This window comes from Actinobaculum sp. 313 (genome assembly GCF_003073475.1).
Lineage (GTDB): Bacteria > Actinomycetota > Actinomycetes > Actinomycetales > Actinomycetaceae > Asp313.
This window is the reverse complement of record NZ_CP029033.1, coordinates 2,131,058-2,146,609: the sequence shown is the minus strand read 5'-3', so window position 1 is coordinate 2,146,609 and position 15,552 is coordinate 2,131,058. Positions and strand designations below refer to the sequence as shown.

The following is a 15,552-nucleotide window of genomic DNA, read 5'->3' as shown; positions in this document are numbered from 1 at the left end:
AATCGGGGGTATCGGACCCGCTCAAGTCATCTGCGGCTGCACCGAATCAGTGCAGCAATGGGTGTGGGTGGTGCCAGGCCCGCACCGCGCTACCTTCTAGCGAAGGTAGTTTAACGAGAATGGGGAGGCACCACCCACAAAACAGATTAGGCCGCTGCCTTTTCGGCGTTCTCGAACATCTGTACGTGACGACGGTAAATGACGAGCGCTGCGAGCAGAGAGACCACTGCGAAGGCGATGGCAACCCACGCAACGTTCGTGTAGCCGGAAGCCAGGAGATCATCGATCTCAGCCTTGGGCATCGTCTCCTCATCGGTTGCGGGAACGATCACCCGGACAAGGTAGGGGAGAATGAAGCCGCCCAGAGAACCAATCATCCAGTACCAGGAGACGATGGCTCCCTTCGCCTTCGGGAAGAACTCGGATAGGGCTGTCAGCACCAACTGCATAATGCCGCCGGAGACGAAATAACCGATCAGAGCGGCGGTGATCCGCATGCCCCACAGGTTCGCCGTGAACGGCATATTGAGCAAGCCGACTGCGATAACGCCTCCAACAGCATAAATCGGAACGAAACGAATGGACTTGATTCCCGCCGAGGCGAGAACGGCGGTGAGGACAACCGCGATGACGGAGCCGAGGGCGAGGAACTGAGTCAGCGTCTTGCCCTGGTCCTCGGTCAGGTGCGCGATGGCGGAACCGATATTCGGCAGTGCCTGGTTGGCCAGGTACACCACGCCGTTGACACAGAAGATGAAGATGAAGCAGATCGTCCCCTCAAAGGACATACGTGCGCGCGTTCCGGTTGTCTCCGAGGCGCGTGCCTCAATATCGGCAGCCTGCTGGGCGGCGATTTTCTTGTAGTCGGGGAATCTGACCAGCACGACGAAGACCAACATGACGACCATGTAGATCGCGGCGAAGTAGAGCAGCCACTTCCAGTTGTCCGCGAGGCGGATGACGATCATCGGCAGGAAGAACTGACCTCCGGAGATGAACAGCTTAATGATGATGTTCATCGTGCCGGCATTGCCCGGGTTCGACTCCATCAGCGTTGGGTAGGTGCCCGAATCGAGGAAGGAGTTGCCGGCGCCGAACAGCAGGGAAGCGACGATACCAATTGCCTGGTTTGAGGAGATCGGTAGCAGTAGGAAGAAGGATGCGCATAGAGCCAGACCGATTATGACTGCCGGTTTGCGCCCGTACCTGTCTGCAAAGAGTCCCGACAAGGTGTAGGTGACGATCTTACCGACCGCCATCCAGGCAATTGCGGCAATAACCGTTTCCTTTGTCACGCCCCATTGTGGTGCCAGCTTGTCGCTGAACTGTCCGGCGGCGATAAGGCCGAGGGAGTAGATGAAGTAGGAAAGGTACAGCGTCATAACCGCTGGAAGATTGGTGATTTTAGATGCCATAACAGGTCTTTCCGTGTGTTGCCGCGAGGCATGTGTTATCGCTCGCGGTATGGACGCTGGCCGACCCATGTACTGGGTCGGCCAGACAGTTTTAGTTAAAGAGGTGTTCCTTGACGTAATCCAGCGGCATATCAACGCCGGTCCAGTACTTGAAGGACGCCGCGCCCTGGCGGTACATCATCTCCATGCCATTAGCGCACTCGATGCCCGCTTCCTTACAGTCGGCAAGCAACTTCGTCACCTCGGGCGAGTACACGATATGCATCACGAACATATCGCGAGGGATGATCGAGATGTCGGGGATACTGGTCTGCCCCTCAAGGGCGCCCATGCCGAGATTAGTAGCGTCAATAAGCACGGACGACTCGGCGAGGGCCGCCGCCAGGGCGTCTTTGTCAGCCAAGTCCATCAACACGGCCTCGGCGCCAGAGCGAGAGACTTTCTCAACATTGTCTTCGGCACGGGGCCAGAAGTCATCCTTCTGGTTGAAGATGTTGAGTTTCTTGACGCCGTCCAGACCCGCCTGGCAGGCGATGGCCGTGCCAGCTCCACCCGCTCCGATGAGGGTGATCGTGGCATCCTTCGGGTCGTGGCCGTAGAAGCGCAGCGCCTCCATGGATCCCACGCCGTCGGTGTTGTACGCGGTTAGAACGCCGTCGTCGTTCACGATTGTGTTCGATGCCCCGATCAGTTCCACGGCGGGGCTGAGCTTATCCACGTAATCGAGGATCTTGATCTTATTCGGCATGGAAACGTTCCAACCGCGAACCTTCAGTGCTTTCAGTCCGGCCACGGCTCCTTCCAGATTGTCGTGATCGACGTCGAAGCATAGGTAGGCGTAGTCCAAACCCAGCTTGCTGGCTGCAAGGTTGTGCATTCGCGGGGAATGACTGTGACGAATCGGGTATGCGATCAGTCCGAGTAACTCGGTGTGACCGGTAATGCGTTGCATCACTTCTTCACTCATTGTGTGCTTCACTCACCTCTCTGTGGGATGTCATGTCGCCTTCGAATCCCCGGAGGACCCGTCGCGCCACGGCAGGATATCGACGCCGACAAGACCTTTGTACCTAAAGGTTAATACGTGAGACAGGTCTCTGGGCGGACTTTAGGCCCGGATTTTGTCCCAGGAGGTGAAAAAATGTACTGACGAGTTCATTGCTGCTACTCGGTTTGCCTCCGTCCCGGCGAAGCGAGTGCTTCAATAATAGGCAGGTGCGGCGCACAACTGACGTGTGGTGGCACCGCGATTAGGCAGAAAAAGAGGACTACACATGACTGTTTCGTATCCCGCGCTCAACCCGGACACGCGCAGCGTTTTTCAGCCGCTGACCGTCAAGACCATGACTATTCCCAATCGGATTGTTATGCCTCCCATGGGCACCAACTTTGCCACCACCACCGGTGAGCTAACCGATGAGCATTTCGCCTACTACCAGGAGCGCGCTCGCGGCGGAACCGGCCTGATTATCGTGGAAAACGTATGCGTTGATTATCCGGTGGCTTCTAACGGATTCACGCAACTGCGCCTGGACTCTGATCGCTTTCTACCGCGCATGTTCACTTTCACGGAGGAGATGCACCGGCTTGGGGCTTGCGTCGGCATCCAGATCAACCACGCCGGCGCTTCCGCAGATCCGAAGAAAACCGGTGTACCCAATATCTCCTCCTCGGACGTACCGAGCAAGGACGGCATGCCGGTGCCCATCCCCATGACAAAAGAAGACATCAAACAGGCGGTTAAGGCATACGGCGAAACCGCCCTGCGCGCCAAGAAGGCCGGTTTTGACATGGTTGAAATACACGGCGGGCACTCCTACCTCCTCGACCAGTTCCTCTCGCCGCGGTACAACAAGCGCACTGATGAATACGGTGGCAGTCCCGAGAACCGTGCACGGATTGTCACTGAGGTGCTGCAGGAAGTTCGCAAGGCCGTGGGGGAGGTGTTTCCGGTGTGTATCCGCCTGAGCGCCGATGAGTTGATCGAGGGTGGCAACAGCCTGGAGGATACCCTCGAACTCGCTTCCTACTTCGCCGAATATGTCGATATCTTCAATGTCTCCTCCGCCTTGAACTACAACCTGCAGTATCAGATCGATATGGCGCGGCTTCCCGACGGCTGGCGTTCCCATATGGCACGTGCCTATAAGGAGAAGTTCGGCAAGCCGGTGATCACCTCCGGCAATATTCGTGCCCCGGAGGTCGCCGCGAAGATTCTCGACGACGGCGACGCCGACCTGCTGGCGATGGGACGTGGCCTGATTGCCGACCCGTGGTGGGTGCGCAAGGCACGCGAGGGCCGGGAGGACGAAATCCTGCGCTGTATCTCCTGCAATATCGGTTGCGCCGACAACCGCATTCGCCTCGGGCGGCCCATCCGCTGCACCATTAACCCGAACATCCTTGATAACGAGTCCTACAAGGAGAAGAAGGTCAAAGTCCCCACCCGGGTGCTTGTTGTCGGTGGCGGAGTTGCCGGATTGGAAGCGGCGTCAACCGCCGCCGAGGTGGGCTGCCGCGTGACTCTACTGGAGAAACACGATCATCTCGGCGGAATCATCTCCGCGGCCACCAAGTTGCCGGCCAAATGGCGGATTGCCGACTACGTCGAGTTCGCGGAGCGCAGGGCGCGCCGTGCGGGCGTGGAGATTCGTCTGGGCGTCGAAGCCACGGTGGATATGATCGGCCATGAGAATCCGGACATCGTCGTGAACGCCACCGGCGGAACGCCCGCGTTGCCGCCGATCCCCGGCGTGCGGGAGCTGACCGACCAGGAAGGAACCAACGTCTACTCCGTTCTCGGGTTCACGGAGAACGTGGAGCGACTCGATGAAGAGGTGGTCGGCAAACCTGTCGTCGTCGTTGGTGCCGGAGCCGTCGGGCTTGATATCGTCGAGCACTTGACGGACCACGGAGCCCAGGTCACCCTGGTCGAGCGACTACATCGGGTTGGCGATGAGCTGGATATTGTTACTCGGCTGCAGATGGTGGAAATGCTGGAGAAGCACAATGTGGAGCAGTTGTGCTCCACCTCCCTGCTCGAAGTGGCAAGTGACCATGCAATCGTCGAACTGCCCGACGGCACGCAACGGACTCTTCAGGCCGCAATATCCGTGATTTGCCTTGGCATGCGGCCGGTACGTGGCGACCTCGACTATCTGATCGAGCGCGCCAACAGGGCCGAGCGTACGGTGATGAATATCGGTGACTCGGTGCAACCCCGTCGAATTATTGATGCAGTTCGCGAGGGACGTGAGATTCTAGCGGTGCTCGAGCGTACCGGGCGCAGGTAGTGCTGCGGATCCGTGTGATCCGGGCGCCAGTAAAGCGTGGCGTAAGTTAGTCACCCGACTGCGGACCCGTGATGTCGTTATAGCGACGTTACGGGTTCCTTCTGCTCCCGGCAGGCGGACAAAAGCATGCTTGCACCGTTCTCTGGGTAGGCTGAGCCGGGAATATCCCGGTAGGCTTAGGCGGGAATGGAAGGAGAATCGGTGGAGGATGTGAGAGTTGCCCTGCTGGGCTGTGGCACGGTTGGCACTCAGGTGGCGCGTCTCTTAACGCACAGCAGTGAGGACTTGGCAGCACGGGCAGGCGCGCGACTTCGTCTGGTAGGAATTGCCGTTCGAAATGTTTCATCGCCGCGTGACCCAGCGATTGACCGCTCACTCTTGACCGACGATGCCGACGCGCTCATCGCCCAGGCCGATATCGTCATCGAACTCATGGGCGGCGTGGAACCGGCACGGAGCTACATCCTAGAAGCTTTCGCACATGGCGCCTCCGTCGTCACCGGAAACAAGGCGTTGCTCGCGGCCCACGGGCCGGAGCTATACGAGGCGGCGGCACGCGCCGACGTCGACCTGTACTACGAAGCGGCAGTGGCCGGAGCCGTACCGGTCGTGTACGGTTTGCGGGAGTCACTGACCGGAGATCGGGTCACCGCAGTTCTCGGCATTGTCAACGGCACTACGAACTATATCCTCGACGAGATGACCGAGAAGGGACTCGACTACGATACGGTTCTGGCCGAGGCACAACGTCTGGGCTACGCCGAGGCCGATCCGCGTGCCGACGTCGACGGGCTGGATGCTGCGGCAAAATGCGCCATCTTGGCGTCGCTCGCCTTCCATTCACGCGTTTCCTTGGAGGATGTTCATGTCCACGGAATCCGCGAAGTGACGGCGGAAGTCATCGCCACCGCGAAAAGCTCGGGGTACGTCGTTAAGCTCATCGCTTCGGCGCGACGCCGTCCCACCGGTATCGAAGTACATGTTGGGCCCACACTTGTCCCTCTCGGGCATCCACTCGCCGCTGTGCACGGCTCTTTCAACGCCGTGGTGATTGAAGCGGAATCAGCGGGTCGGCTCATGTTCTACGGTCGAGGTGCCGGCGGTGCGCCAACCGCATCGGCGGTGCTCTCCGACGTCGTTGCGGCGGCTGGGCATAAGGTTCATGGTGGCCATGCCCCACGTGAACTCATCTATGCGGATCTGCCGGTGCTGCCGCCCGAGGAATCGCTGGGCAGCTTCCAGGTGGAAATGGTGGTGCAGGACTACGTCGGTGTTCTGGAGAAGATCAGCGGCGTATTCGCGGCACATAACGTGTCAATTCGTGCGGTTGCCCAACGTTCGGACATGCGCGATGAGCCCGGCGATGCCGCCGACAAATTGTGCCGCTTGACGGTGACAACTCACCAGGCAGTTCAGAAAGATCTGGAGCTGACGATTGAGGAACTGCGCGACTCGTCGTTCGTTGTGGACGTGCTGCACGTCTTGCGGGTGGAGGAGAGCTGAGCAGTGATGCGGAGCAGACGGCGGGTTCTTACCGATGATCGGCGTATGGCGGAGGCGCTCTGATGCGTGTGGTCAAATCGCGCGCACGGGTAAGGGTGCCGGCGACATCGGGTAACCTCGGCCCGGGCTTCGACTCCATGGGGATGGCCCACAACGTGTGGGACGATGTCGAGGTGCGGCTCGTAGCGGGTCCGACCACCGTTACCATCATTGGGGAGGGGCAAGATACACTGCCAACGGACGGATCACATTTGATTGTGCGCGCGTTGCGTCGAGCCTTCGATGTTGCGGGGCTGCCCCAGGCCGGCATAGAGATGGTGTGCCGCAACTCGATACCGCAGGGCAAGGGGCTCGGCTCATCGGCTGCGGCGGTTGTCGCCGGGTTATTGCTGCTGCGTGGTCTGGTTGACCAACCGGAGCTTTTCGACGACGCCACGGTGCTGCGCCTGGCCACAGAGTTTGAGGGACATCCGGATAACGCCGCACCCGCGCTCTACGGTGGCGCGGTGGTGTGCTGGACGGATGATGCTCCGCATGCCGCTCGCATACACGTATCGCCAGACATCCACACGACCCTGCTGGTGCCGCAAGCAGAACTGCTGACGGAGACCGCCCGATCAGTACTTCCGACCCAGGTTCCTCATAGCGATGCCTCTTTCAACGCCTCGCGAACGGCGCTGCTTGTGCTGGCTCTCGAACGGCATCCGGAATTGCTGTTGGCGGCGACCGATGACAGACTTCATCAGGCATATCGGGCAGACGCAATGCCCGCGTCCGCCAATGCGCTGCAAGCTTTACGCAAAGCGGGATGGCCGACCGTAGTATCGGGTGCGGGTCCTGCCCTTCTCGTCTTTGACACGCTTGACGCGCAGACCTGCCAGATTCTTGAGGCGCGCGGTTTTCATGTGGTGCTTGCGGGGATGGCGCGCGGAGCGCACCTCGTCGAATGATCGCAGAGCGTCGCGCAGTAACAGCGACTCCGGTAACGCGGGTAAGAAGAGTTCGGCTGACAGCCGCGTGGCAAAAAGTGCATCCGGGCTTGGATGGTGATAGTGTGTATATCGCCGGAGCGAAAGTACCTCCAGTACTTCCCGGCATGTGCACCCTGTTGTCATTACGCAACGTTCATGCATGGTGCGTTCCCTGAAGTAATACCGCCAGATAATCTCTGGCCTTGAGCATGTCAGTACTAGGCTGACACCGAGGAAGGAACCTCGTGAGCGAGACTCCTGTTTCCGGCCCTATCTCAACAATGCGCTTGCCGGAGCTAAAAGCCTTAGCACAGTCCCTGGGGTTAGAAGTTGGACCGAAGGTGCGTAGGGCAGACCTTATTGCAGCTATTCGTGAAATGCGCGGTCCTGCGCGCCGGGGGCGACCGCCGAAGAACGCCTCAAATGCAGTGCCGATGTCACAGACGGCAGACTCGGCACCAACGGCCGCCTCATCTGCGGCGAAGGAAGAAGAAGCCGGCGTGTTCGATCCTGCTTTGCGGCAAAGGTACGCGCGCACATCCCCGCGCACAGCGGAAGGAAGCGCCGCGCCGGGCCAGTCCTCCGGTGAAGAAATGAGCAGCGAACACGCGCAGCAGGCCAACGACCGGACCCGACGGGTACGGGAGCGGTCCCATAGCTCTGAGGCGGATTCTTCGTCAGAGACGCAGCCACGGGAGCGCACCGCACAGACGAGCCGATATGACCGCAGCACATCGCGAACTGGAGGGCGTGTCAGCAGTTACGACCGCACCAGTCGCTTCGACCGTTCCGAGCGGAATGCCGGGCGTACAAGCCGATATGATCGCACCAGTCGCTTTGAGCGTACAGAACGCTCCACTACTGCGCAGGCCTCTGAAGGATCGCGGCGAATCGCTCGGACGACAGACGAGATCGTATTGCCGGAGCGTAGCAGCCGCACCGAATCCAACGTCAGCGGGAAGGTGCGCCGTCGGGAGCGTACCGTGACCCCACGACTGTCTGATGCGGATCGTATGGCGGCGTTGAATGCCATCGGCGATGCGGCAGAACGTCGTGCTAATAGCGATAAGGAAGAGGATAGTTATCCACACCGAACTCGCCGCAGTCGCCGGGAACGCAACCGTAACCGCAACATCGAGGCGCGGGAACAGAATGAGCAAGCAGCGCGCGAGGAGGATATGCTCCTCGCCGTGGCGGGCATCCTCGACCAGGAGGGAAATCAGCATTTCCTACGCACGGGCGGCTACCTGCCAGGTGCGAACGATGCGCTGGTTCCGCAGCAGATCGTCAAGCAATACGGTCTGCGCCGCGGCGACGCCATCGTCGGGGCCGTGAAGCGCCGCAACGAGAACGAGGGGCAGCAGAACCACGGCCGCAATCGCAACCGTAAGTTCAGCCAGCATCAGCATCTGAACCAGTTGGTGCAGGTCAATACGATCAATTCCCTCGATCCGGAGCGCTCCGCGCTGCGTCCGGAGTTCAACAAACTGACGCCGCTGTATCCGCAGGATATGCTGCGCATGGAGACGACGCCGAAGGCGCTCACTCCGCGTGCCATCGATCTGGTTGCACCTATCGGCAAGGGGCAGCGCGGACTTATCGTTTCGCCCCCCAAGGCCGGAAAGACGATGATCATGCAGCAGATTGCCATGGCCATCGCCGCAAATAACCCGAAGGTGCACCTGATGGTGGTGCTGGTGGACGAGCGCCCCGAGGAAGTCACCGACATGAAGCGTCTGGTCAAGGGTGAGGTCATTGCCTCAACATTTGACCGTCCCGCTTCCGACCATGCGATTGTGGCCGAGTTGGCTATCGAACGTGCCAAGCGCCTGGTGGAACTGGGACAGGACGTTGTCGTGCTACTCGATTCACTGACGCGGCTCTCGCGTGCCTATAACCTGGCGGCGCCCGCTTCCGGGCGTATTCTCTCCGGCGGTGTTGATGCCGGCGCGCTCTACCCGCCGAAGCGGTTCTTCGGCGCGGCACGTAATATCGAGAACGGCGGTTCTCTGACCATCATCGCTTCCGCGCTCGTTGAGACCGGTTCGAAGATGGACGAGGTTATTTTCGAGGAGTTCAAGGGAACCGGCAATATGGAGTTGCGGCTCTCGCGGCAGCTTGCCGACCGGCGTATCTTCCCCGCCATCGATGTCAACGCTTCCGGAACGCGCCGCGAAGAGTTGCTGTTCTCCAACGAAGAACTCAAGGTCATCTGGCAGTTGCGTCGCGCCCTCGGAACCCTGGATGTTCCGGAGGCATCGGACTTCCTGCTCGGCAGGTTGCGCAAGACGCAGAACAACGCCGAGTTCCTGGTGTCGATTATGCGCTCCATGCAAGCTTCGGGCGCGTCGGCGTCGTAAACGACACAAGAAAGTGGCGGGCGCACGTCCTCCGGCCGGACGCCCGCAACACCGGCGTCACAATAGCGCCACTAGGTGAGGGCGGTGACCCTGGCGTCACCTCGGCGGGCGATTATTGCAGGTGGGTTTGGTCACCTGCCGCTGCGCAGGGGTGCGCGACTGTGGCATAATGGCACGTCGGCTTCCGGTTCACCGGTCGTGCCGAGCGGTGGTGCTGCGTCCATGACGATTCGCCCGCTGGATCCGGGCGCGGATCATGCGGACGGCCACCCGGTGCGTACTGGACCCGGGGTGTTCAACGATCCAAGGAGATAGCATGAAGCAGGGAATCCACCCTGATTACCACACCGTCACAGTGAGCTGCACGTGTGGAAATGAGTTTGAAACACGTTCAACCTACGAGGGCGACCATCTGCGCGTCGATGTCTGCAACGCCTGCCATCCGTTCTACACAGGCAAGCAGAAGATTCTCGATACCGGTGGCCGGGTGGCCCGCTTCGAGGCGCGTTACGGCAAGCGCAAGAAGTAGTACGTATAGCTTTCAGACGCCGGTACAGTTCTGCTGTGCCGGCGTCTGGTGTAAACAGCACCGGTACCTGAATGAGGTACGACATGGGTGGCCCGCGACGGGTAAGAAGCGCACGCCAATCGGAAGGAAGCGGTGGTGAACGAGCAAACCGATCTCGCTCAGGCGATGCTCAGTGAATACAAGGAGGTAGAGCAACAGATGGCGGATCCCGCCGTCCTCCGCTCGCCGGAGCGCTTGAAGACGCTGGGAAGGCGTTATGCGGAACTGGGCCGTGTCGTAAGGGTGTATCGCCGGTATCAGAGCATCGAGGCCGACCTGCGGGAGACCCGTGAGATCGTTTCTGCTGGAGGTGAGGATGCGGAACTCTTCCGCCCCGAGCTTGCTGCACTTCAGGAGGCTTACGCCGCCGTGGCAGCCGAACTGAAGGATGTTTTGATCCCACGTGATCCCGATGACGCCCGGGACGCGATTATGGAGATAAAAGCCGGAGAAGGAGGCGAGGAGTCCGCTCTTTTCGCCGGCGACCTGCTGCGCATGTACCAGCGGTACGCAGAGTCGCAGGGGTGGAGCGTTGAGACTCTTTCCGCTACCCCGACCGAATTGGGCGGCTACAAGGATGTGCAGGTTGCCATTCGGACCAAGGGGATACCGGAGGACCCTGCCGACGGCGTATGGGCACACCTGAAGTACGAGGCGGGAGTACACCGCGTGCAACGTGTTCCCGTTACGGAATCGCAAGGGCGCATTCACACCTCTGCGGCGGGTGTGCTGGTCTTTGCCGAGGTTGACGACCCGGGAGAGGTGGAGATCAACGACTCGGATCTGCGTATTGACGTTTTTCGCTCGTCTGGGCCGGGCGGTCAGTCGGTGAACACGACCGACTCGGCGGTTCGGATCACCCACTTGCCCACGGGGATTGTGGTCTCCATGCAGGATGAGAAATCGCAGATCCAAAACCGGGAGGCTGCAATGCGGGTGCTGCGGGCACGGCTGCGACAAATGCAGTTGGACCAGCAGGCGGAGGAGAACGCGCAGTTGCGGCGTTCCCAGGTGCGCACGGTTGATCGGTCAGAACGCATTCGTACCTACAACTTTCCCGAGAACCGCATCTCCGATCATCGCACCGGGTATAAGGCATATAACCTCGACCATGTGCTGGAGGGTAGTCTGCAACCCCTGATCGACTCCGCCCGGCGGATGGATGAAGCAGAGCGCTTGGCGCAGGAGCAGTGATATGCGCTGGAGCCTGCTTTTGGCGGAAGGTGCCGGTCGGCTCTCCGCTGCCGGAATAGTATCCGCGACGGCGGATGCCCGCGAGTTGGCGGAGGCTGTCACGGAGCATGCTCAACTCCCCATTGAAGCCGATAGCGAGGCGGTGGAGCGCTTTCGAGAGCTTGTTTCGCGGCGCTGCCGCCGGGAACCACTGCAGCATATTACCGGCCGCATGTACTTTCGCTTCCTCGAACTGATCTCCCGACCCGGCTGTTTCATCGTGCGACCGGAAACGGAGATGGTGGCCGGAGACGCCATCGACGCGGCACGCGAGTTCCTGGCGGTGCGTGGCAGTGCCCGGGTAGTGGACCTGTGTACGGGCAGTGGCGCAATAGCCTTGGCTGTGGCCACCGAGGCTGTCGGTGCCGATGTTATTGGCGTTGACTGCGATCCACTGGCCCTTGCCCTTGCGCGGGAGAACAATGCGCGTTATGGCAATGCTGTGCAGTTCGTTGCAGGCGATGCGCGGACGGCAGACGTGGGACCGGCGGACGTCGTCGTCGCCAATCCGCCCTACGTGCCGCCCGATGTTGTGCTCTCACCGGAAGTCGAGGCAGATCCGCCGCTTGCCCTGTGGGGCGGTGGCCCGCGGGGGCTCGATATGCCGCTGGCGCTTGTCACTCGGGCGATGGAACTATTGCAGCCAGGCGGTATTCTCGTGATGGAGCATGCGGAGAACCAGGCATCCCTGTTGCGAGATGCGGCGCGTGGTGCGGGATTCGCTCAAGTTCACACCGGGAGCGATCTGACCAACCGTCCACGATGGTTATGGGCGCGGAAGGAGGACTGATGTCGGTATACGACTGCGGCAGCCGGTTGGACGTGGCGGTAAGTGCCGCCGCACAGGCGGTGCGGCGCGGTGAATTGGTGGTGCTCCCCACCGATACCGTATACGGGGTCGGTGCAGACGCCTTCTGCGCTGCAGCGGTGAACCGACTGCTCACCGTCAAAGGGCGGGGCAGGGAGAAGCCGTCACCGGTGTTGGTGGCATCGCAGGCCGACGCGGAGCGCCTTGCGGTGATCTCGCAGGAGGCGCGGATGCTAATGCGACTGTGGCCGGGGGCGCTCACCATCGTCCTTCCCGCCCGGCCCGAGATTGGATGGGACCTCGGAGAGACCGGCGGTACGGTTGCGTTACGAATGCCCGCCGATCATGTGGCCCTCACCCTTTTGGAAGAGACCGGTCCGCTCGCCGTTTCTTCGGCGAATATCACCGGACAACCGTCGGCATTAACGGTGCAAGAGGCGCGGGAACAGCTGGGGAACGCCGTCGCCGTGTATCTTGATAGTGGTCCCTGCAGCGGCGGGACGCCGTCGACGATCATCGACGGGCGCGACCTGACAATCCTGCGGCACGGGGCCATACCAGACGATGCTATTGTGACGGCCATGTAGGGAGTTGGTGTGCGCGTTTATCTTCTCCTTATGGTGATAGCGGCTGCGGTAACGCTTGTGCTGGTTCCGGTGGTACGCCGCGTGGCACTCGCGGTGGGCGCGATTACGCAGCTGCGAGCCCGCGACGTTCATACCGTGCCCATCCCACGATTGGGCGGTGTTGCAATGTACGCAGGGCTGGTAGTGAGTTTTGTGGTTGCATCACGCATTCCGTATCTTTCACGCGTACTGGGCACGGGATCAGCCGCTTGGGGAGTGCTGATCGGCGCGGGGATCATGTGCGCAGTCGGCATTATTGACGATATATGGGAGCTCGACTGGTACGCCAAGCTGGCCGGCGAGGTCCTTGCGGCAGGCGTGATGGCCTGGCAGGGGGTCCAGCTCGTGACTCTGCCGGTGATGGGGTTGACGGTCGGATCTAGTCGCTTGACGCTGCTCGCCACTATTGTGGTGGTAGTAGTCGTGGTTAACGCGGTGAATTTCATGGATGGGCTGGATGGACTCGCTGCGGGGATTATCGGGATTGCTGCTGCGGCGTTCTTCCTCTACTCGTATATGCTGACTCGGAATGCCTCGCCGGGCGACTACACCTCGGTAGCCTGTGCTATGGTGGCTGGACTGGTAGGTATCTGCGCAGGTTTTCTGCCCCATAATTTCCATCCCGCCAGTATTTTCATGGGTGACTCCGGCGCGTTGATGCTTGGCACAGTGATCGCGGGCGCGGGAATCCAGGTGACCGGGCAGATTGATCCGGCCAACACGTCGATCGGCTACGCATTACCGGCATTCATGCCCCTGCTGGTACCTATGGTTGTGATACTGCTGCCGCTGGTTGACTTCATTTGGGCCGTGGTGCGGCGTTTGGCGCGCGGCCAGGCCCCATTCCATCCCGACGCCGGTCACCTGCATCACCGACTGCTGCGGCGCGGGCATTCCCATGTGGCGGCAGTGCTCATCTTGTACATGTGGGCCGCAATCGCGTCTTTCAGCTGTGTGGCACTCGTCGTGATTCCGGGACGCCGGGTATTCCCGGTCTTCTTACTGCTGTGCGTGATCGGCGTTGTCATAACACGACGCCAGTTGCATGTGCCCCGCAGAGATACTGCGACTGCCGGTCATATGGCCGGTTCTGAGGATATGCGTCAGGGCTCTCCGACGCCCGTAGAGTCTTCCGGAACCGCCACTGTCGGTGGCAATCGGGAGGACCACGTGTCCGCCACGACGGAGGAACGATGAACGAAGTCGACGACGACGCCGGACACACGCGGGCTTCGTCCGCGACATCCGATGAACTGCCCGGGCAAATGGGACGGCGCGTGCGGCGTGAACCGGGACGTCGGCGTACCGCGCGCGAGACGCTGCGTGCGGTCGCACTATGGAATGTGATCAGCCTAGGCTCTCTGGCTCTGATCAGTGCTGCAGCCGTGTTCGTGGCGGGCAATCGTGATGCCGCGCTGGGCATTCTCGCCGGTGCTCTGATTGTTATTGGATCAACGGTGGCGTCGTCATTGACCCTATTCGGCGGGGCACTGCAGACCCTGCTCTACGTGGTGAAAATGCTCGTCATTGTTGCGGTACTGTCGCTCATCGTACAGTTCCTGGCGGTGGACACCCGTGCCCTGCTTCTCTCCGTCGTCTGCGCAACCGTGGTTTCGCTGGGCGTGGACATGGCGGTGATTCTGCATGGTGGTGGGCCGCAGGACTGATCGCCGCGGCGAGCGATCATTTCTCCCCACCCGCGCGCCGTGCCCGCCCGCATGGCGGGATTCCTGGTAGGCGCACGAGAATCCGAACCTCGGGATGTCCTGCTTTGCCGGTTGGTCCACGCCCGTGTAGGCATGGTGACGCGGTACCTTGTGGCAGTCCGACGCGCTCATGTGGATGCTCCGCACACAGAGTTTTATAACAGGTGTGTCTCTGCGGCGCGAATGTGGCTATGATAGAGATCGTGCGGCTGCGCCGCACACGGTCTGTATCTAGCCAGTGAGATCGGAGGGCATACCTTTGTCAATGACGCTGCTCAGTGCCCTTGCGCCACTCGCGGAAGGCGGTGGCTTCGAGCCACCGTCGGTAGAGGAGTTCTTTCCAGAACCGTTCCTTTTTGCGGGCACGCCCTTCGCCATTAATCGTGTGGTTCTAGTCCGCTTGATTGCGGCGGTGGCGCTGTGCGCGATCTTGGTCATCTACTCGCGGCGGGCACGCCTGGTACCCAGACGGGCACAGAACGCCGTCGAAATGCTGCTCGACTTCTCTCGGAAGAACGTGGGGGAGCAGATCTTGGAGGACCGAGCCGGGCCATACCAGCCGCTGTTGGCAACTATTTTCCTCGGCGTGCTTTTCATGGATATAACCGGTATCATTCCGGGCCTGCAGATCGCTGGCACTTCTTTGATAGGTATGCCGTTGGTGTACGCCATTGTCGCCTACATCGCCTTTATCGTAGCGGGCTGTAAGGCGCACGGGGCGGGGCATTTCTTCTGCTCCCAGTTGTTTCCGCCGGGAGTGCCGAAACTTGTCTATCTTCTCATGACGCCCATTGAGCTAATCTCGACCTTCGTCATACGGCCGTTGACCCTGACCGCTCGACTCTTGGCGAATATGGTCTCCGGCCACCTGCTGCTCGTGTTGTGCTTCCTCGGCACTAACGCGCTTTATTTCTCTATGGGAGGCCTGGGCGGGATTGCCTTGGGTACTGTTACCCTACTAGGTGGGATCATCTTCACCGCTTTTGAGGCCTTCATTGCTGCATTGCAGGCCTATATCTTTGCCCTTCTGACGGCAGCGTATATTGCGCTGTCGCTGGAATCGCACTGA

13 protein-coding genes are annotated in these 15,552 nt (G+C 60.6%); 11 read left to right on the top strand and 2 right to left on the bottom strand.

Annotated elements, in window-relative coordinates:
* Positions 1 to 146: 146 nt before the first annotated feature.
* Both DDD63_RS09280 and DDD63_RS09275 read right to left on the bottom strand, forming a co-directional pair.
* Positions 147 to 1,415 (bottom strand): MFS transporter, encoded by a 1,269-nt coding sequence (locus DDD63_RS09280; RefSeq protein WP_164505514.1) that lies wholly within the window; start codon positions 1,413 to 1,415, stop codon positions 147 to 149.
* Between the two features lie 91 nt (positions 1,416 to 1,506).
* Positions 1,507 to 2,382 carry a quinate/shikimate dehydrogenase gene (locus DDD63_RS09275; RefSeq protein ID WP_205647236.1) on the bottom strand — a complete coding sequence of 292 codons (876 nt, stop codon included), beginning with the start codon at positions 2,380 to 2,382 and terminating at the stop codon, positions 1,507 to 1,509.
* Between the two features lie 307 nt (positions 2,383 to 2,689).
* On the opposite strand from DDD63_RS09275, the gene DDD63_RS09270 reads away from it, so the two are divergent.
* From DDD63_RS09270 to atpB, 11 genes are all read left to right on the top strand, one after another.
* Positions 2,690 to 4,708, top strand: coding sequence for an FAD-dependent oxidoreductase (locus DDD63_RS09270; RefSeq protein WP_108716126.1), 2,019 nt, complete (start codon positions 2,690 to 2,692; stop codon positions 4,706 to 4,708).
* A gap of 186 nt (positions 4,709 to 4,894) precedes the next feature.
* Positions 4,895 to 6,211: a homoserine dehydrogenase gene (locus DDD63_RS09265; RefSeq protein ID WP_108716125.1), complete on the top strand. Its 1,317-nt coding sequence runs from the start codon at positions 4,895 to 4,897 to the stop codon at positions 6,209 to 6,211.
* Positions 6,212 to 6,273: 62 nt separating this feature from the next.
* A complete protein-coding gene (gene thrB, locus DDD63_RS09260) occupies positions 6,274 to 7,161 on the top strand; it encodes a homoserine kinase (RefSeq protein WP_108716124.1) in 888 nt (295 codons plus the stop codon).
* A 302-nt stretch (positions 7,162 to 7,463) separates the two neighbouring features.
* A complete protein-coding gene (gene rho, locus DDD63_RS09255) occupies positions 7,464 to 9,542 on the top strand; it encodes a transcription termination factor Rho (RefSeq protein ID WP_108716726.1) in 2,079 nt (692 codons plus the stop codon).
* 316 nt (positions 9,543 to 9,858) lie between these two features.
* Positions 9,859 to 10,071 carry a 50S ribosomal protein L31 gene (gene rpmE / locus DDD63_RS09250; RefSeq protein WP_108716123.1) on the top strand — a complete coding sequence of 71 codons (213 nt, stop codon included), beginning with the start codon at positions 9,859 to 9,861 and terminating at the stop codon, positions 10,069 to 10,071.
* A 165-nt stretch (positions 10,072 to 10,236) separates the two neighbouring features.
* A complete protein-coding gene (prfA, locus tag DDD63_RS09245) occupies positions 10,237 to 11,304 on the top strand; it encodes a peptide chain release factor 1 (RefSeq protein ID WP_108716725.1) in 1,068 nt (355 codons plus the stop codon).
* A gap of 1 nt (position 11,305) precedes the next feature.
* Positions 11,306 to 12,133 carry a HemK/PrmC family methyltransferase gene (locus tag DDD63_RS09240; RefSeq protein ID WP_108716122.1) on the top strand — a complete coding sequence of 276 codons (828 nt, stop codon included), beginning with the start codon at positions 11,306 to 11,308 and terminating at the stop codon, positions 12,131 to 12,133.
* Entirely contained in the window at positions 12,133 to 12,738 is a 606-nt protein-coding gene (locus DDD63_RS09235) for an L-threonylcarbamoyladenylate synthase (RefSeq protein ID WP_205647234.1), read from the top strand. The genes DDD63_RS09240 and DDD63_RS09235 overlap by 1 nt, the downstream gene beginning before the upstream one ends.
* Before the next feature lie 9 nt (positions 12,739 to 12,747).
* Complete coding sequence (locus DDD63_RS09230; protein WP_108716121.1) at positions 12,748 to 13,974, top strand: MraY family glycosyltransferase; 1,227 nt, start codon at positions 12,748 to 12,750, stop codon at positions 13,972 to 13,974.
* The gene (locus DDD63_RS09225; protein ID WP_108716120.1) at positions 13,971 to 14,444 is read left to right on the top strand and encodes a hypothetical protein; all 474 of its coding nucleotides are present in this window, start codon (positions 13,971 to 13,973) and stop codon (positions 14,442 to 14,444) included. The genes DDD63_RS09230 and DDD63_RS09225 overlap by 4 nt, the downstream gene beginning before the upstream one ends.
* A gap of 304 nt (positions 14,445 to 14,748) precedes the next feature.
* Positions 14,749 to 15,552: a F0F1 ATP synthase subunit A gene (gene atpB / locus DDD63_RS09220; protein ID WP_108716119.1), complete on the top strand. Its 804-nt coding sequence runs from the start codon at positions 14,749 to 14,751 to the stop codon at positions 15,550 to 15,552.

Bases quoted from the DNA above. Each gene is read 5' to 3' on its own strand.
- DDD63_RS09280 (WP_164505514.1), bottom strand. From the start codon at position 1,415: ATGGCATCTAAAATCACCAATCTTCCAGCGGTTATGACGCTGTACCTT.
- DDD63_RS09275 (WP_205647236.1), bottom strand. From the start codon at position 2,382: ATGAGTGAAGAAGTGATGCAACGCATTACCGGTCACACCGAGTTACTC.
- DDD63_RS09270 (WP_108716126.1), top strand. From the start codon at position 2,690: ATGACTGTTTCGTATCCCGCGCTCAACCCGGACACGCGCAGCGTTTTT.
- DDD63_RS09265 (WP_108716125.1), top strand. From the start codon at position 4,895: ATGGAAGGAGAATCGGTGGAGGATGTGAGAGTTGCCCTGCTGGGCTGT.
- thrB (WP_108716124.1), top strand. From the start codon at position 6,274: ATGCGTGTGGTCAAATCGCGCGCACGGGTAAGGGTGCCGGCGACATCG.
- rho (WP_108716726.1), top strand. From the start codon at position 7,464: ATGCGCTTGCCGGAGCTAAAAGCCTTAGCACAGTCCCTGGGGTTAGAA.
- rpmE (WP_108716123.1), top strand. From the start codon at position 9,859: ATGAAGCAGGGAATCCACCCTGATTACCACACCGTCACAGTGAGCTGC.
- prfA (WP_108716725.1), top strand. From the start codon at position 10,237: ATGCTCAGTGAATACAAGGAGGTAGAGCAACAGATGGCGGATCCCGCC.
- DDD63_RS09240 (WP_108716122.1), top strand. From the start codon at position 11,306: ATGCGCTGGAGCCTGCTTTTGGCGGAAGGTGCCGGTCGGCTCTCCGCT.
- DDD63_RS09235 (WP_205647234.1), top strand. From the start codon at position 12,133: ATGTCGGTATACGACTGCGGCAGCCGGTTGGACGTGGCGGTAAGTGCC.
- DDD63_RS09225 (WP_108716120.1), top strand. From the start codon at position 13,971: ATGAACGAAGTCGACGACGACGCCGGACACACGCGGGCTTCGTCCGCG.
- atpB (WP_108716119.1), top strand. From the start codon at position 14,749: ATGACGCTGCTCAGTGCCCTTGCGCCACTCGCGGAAGGCGGTGGCTTC.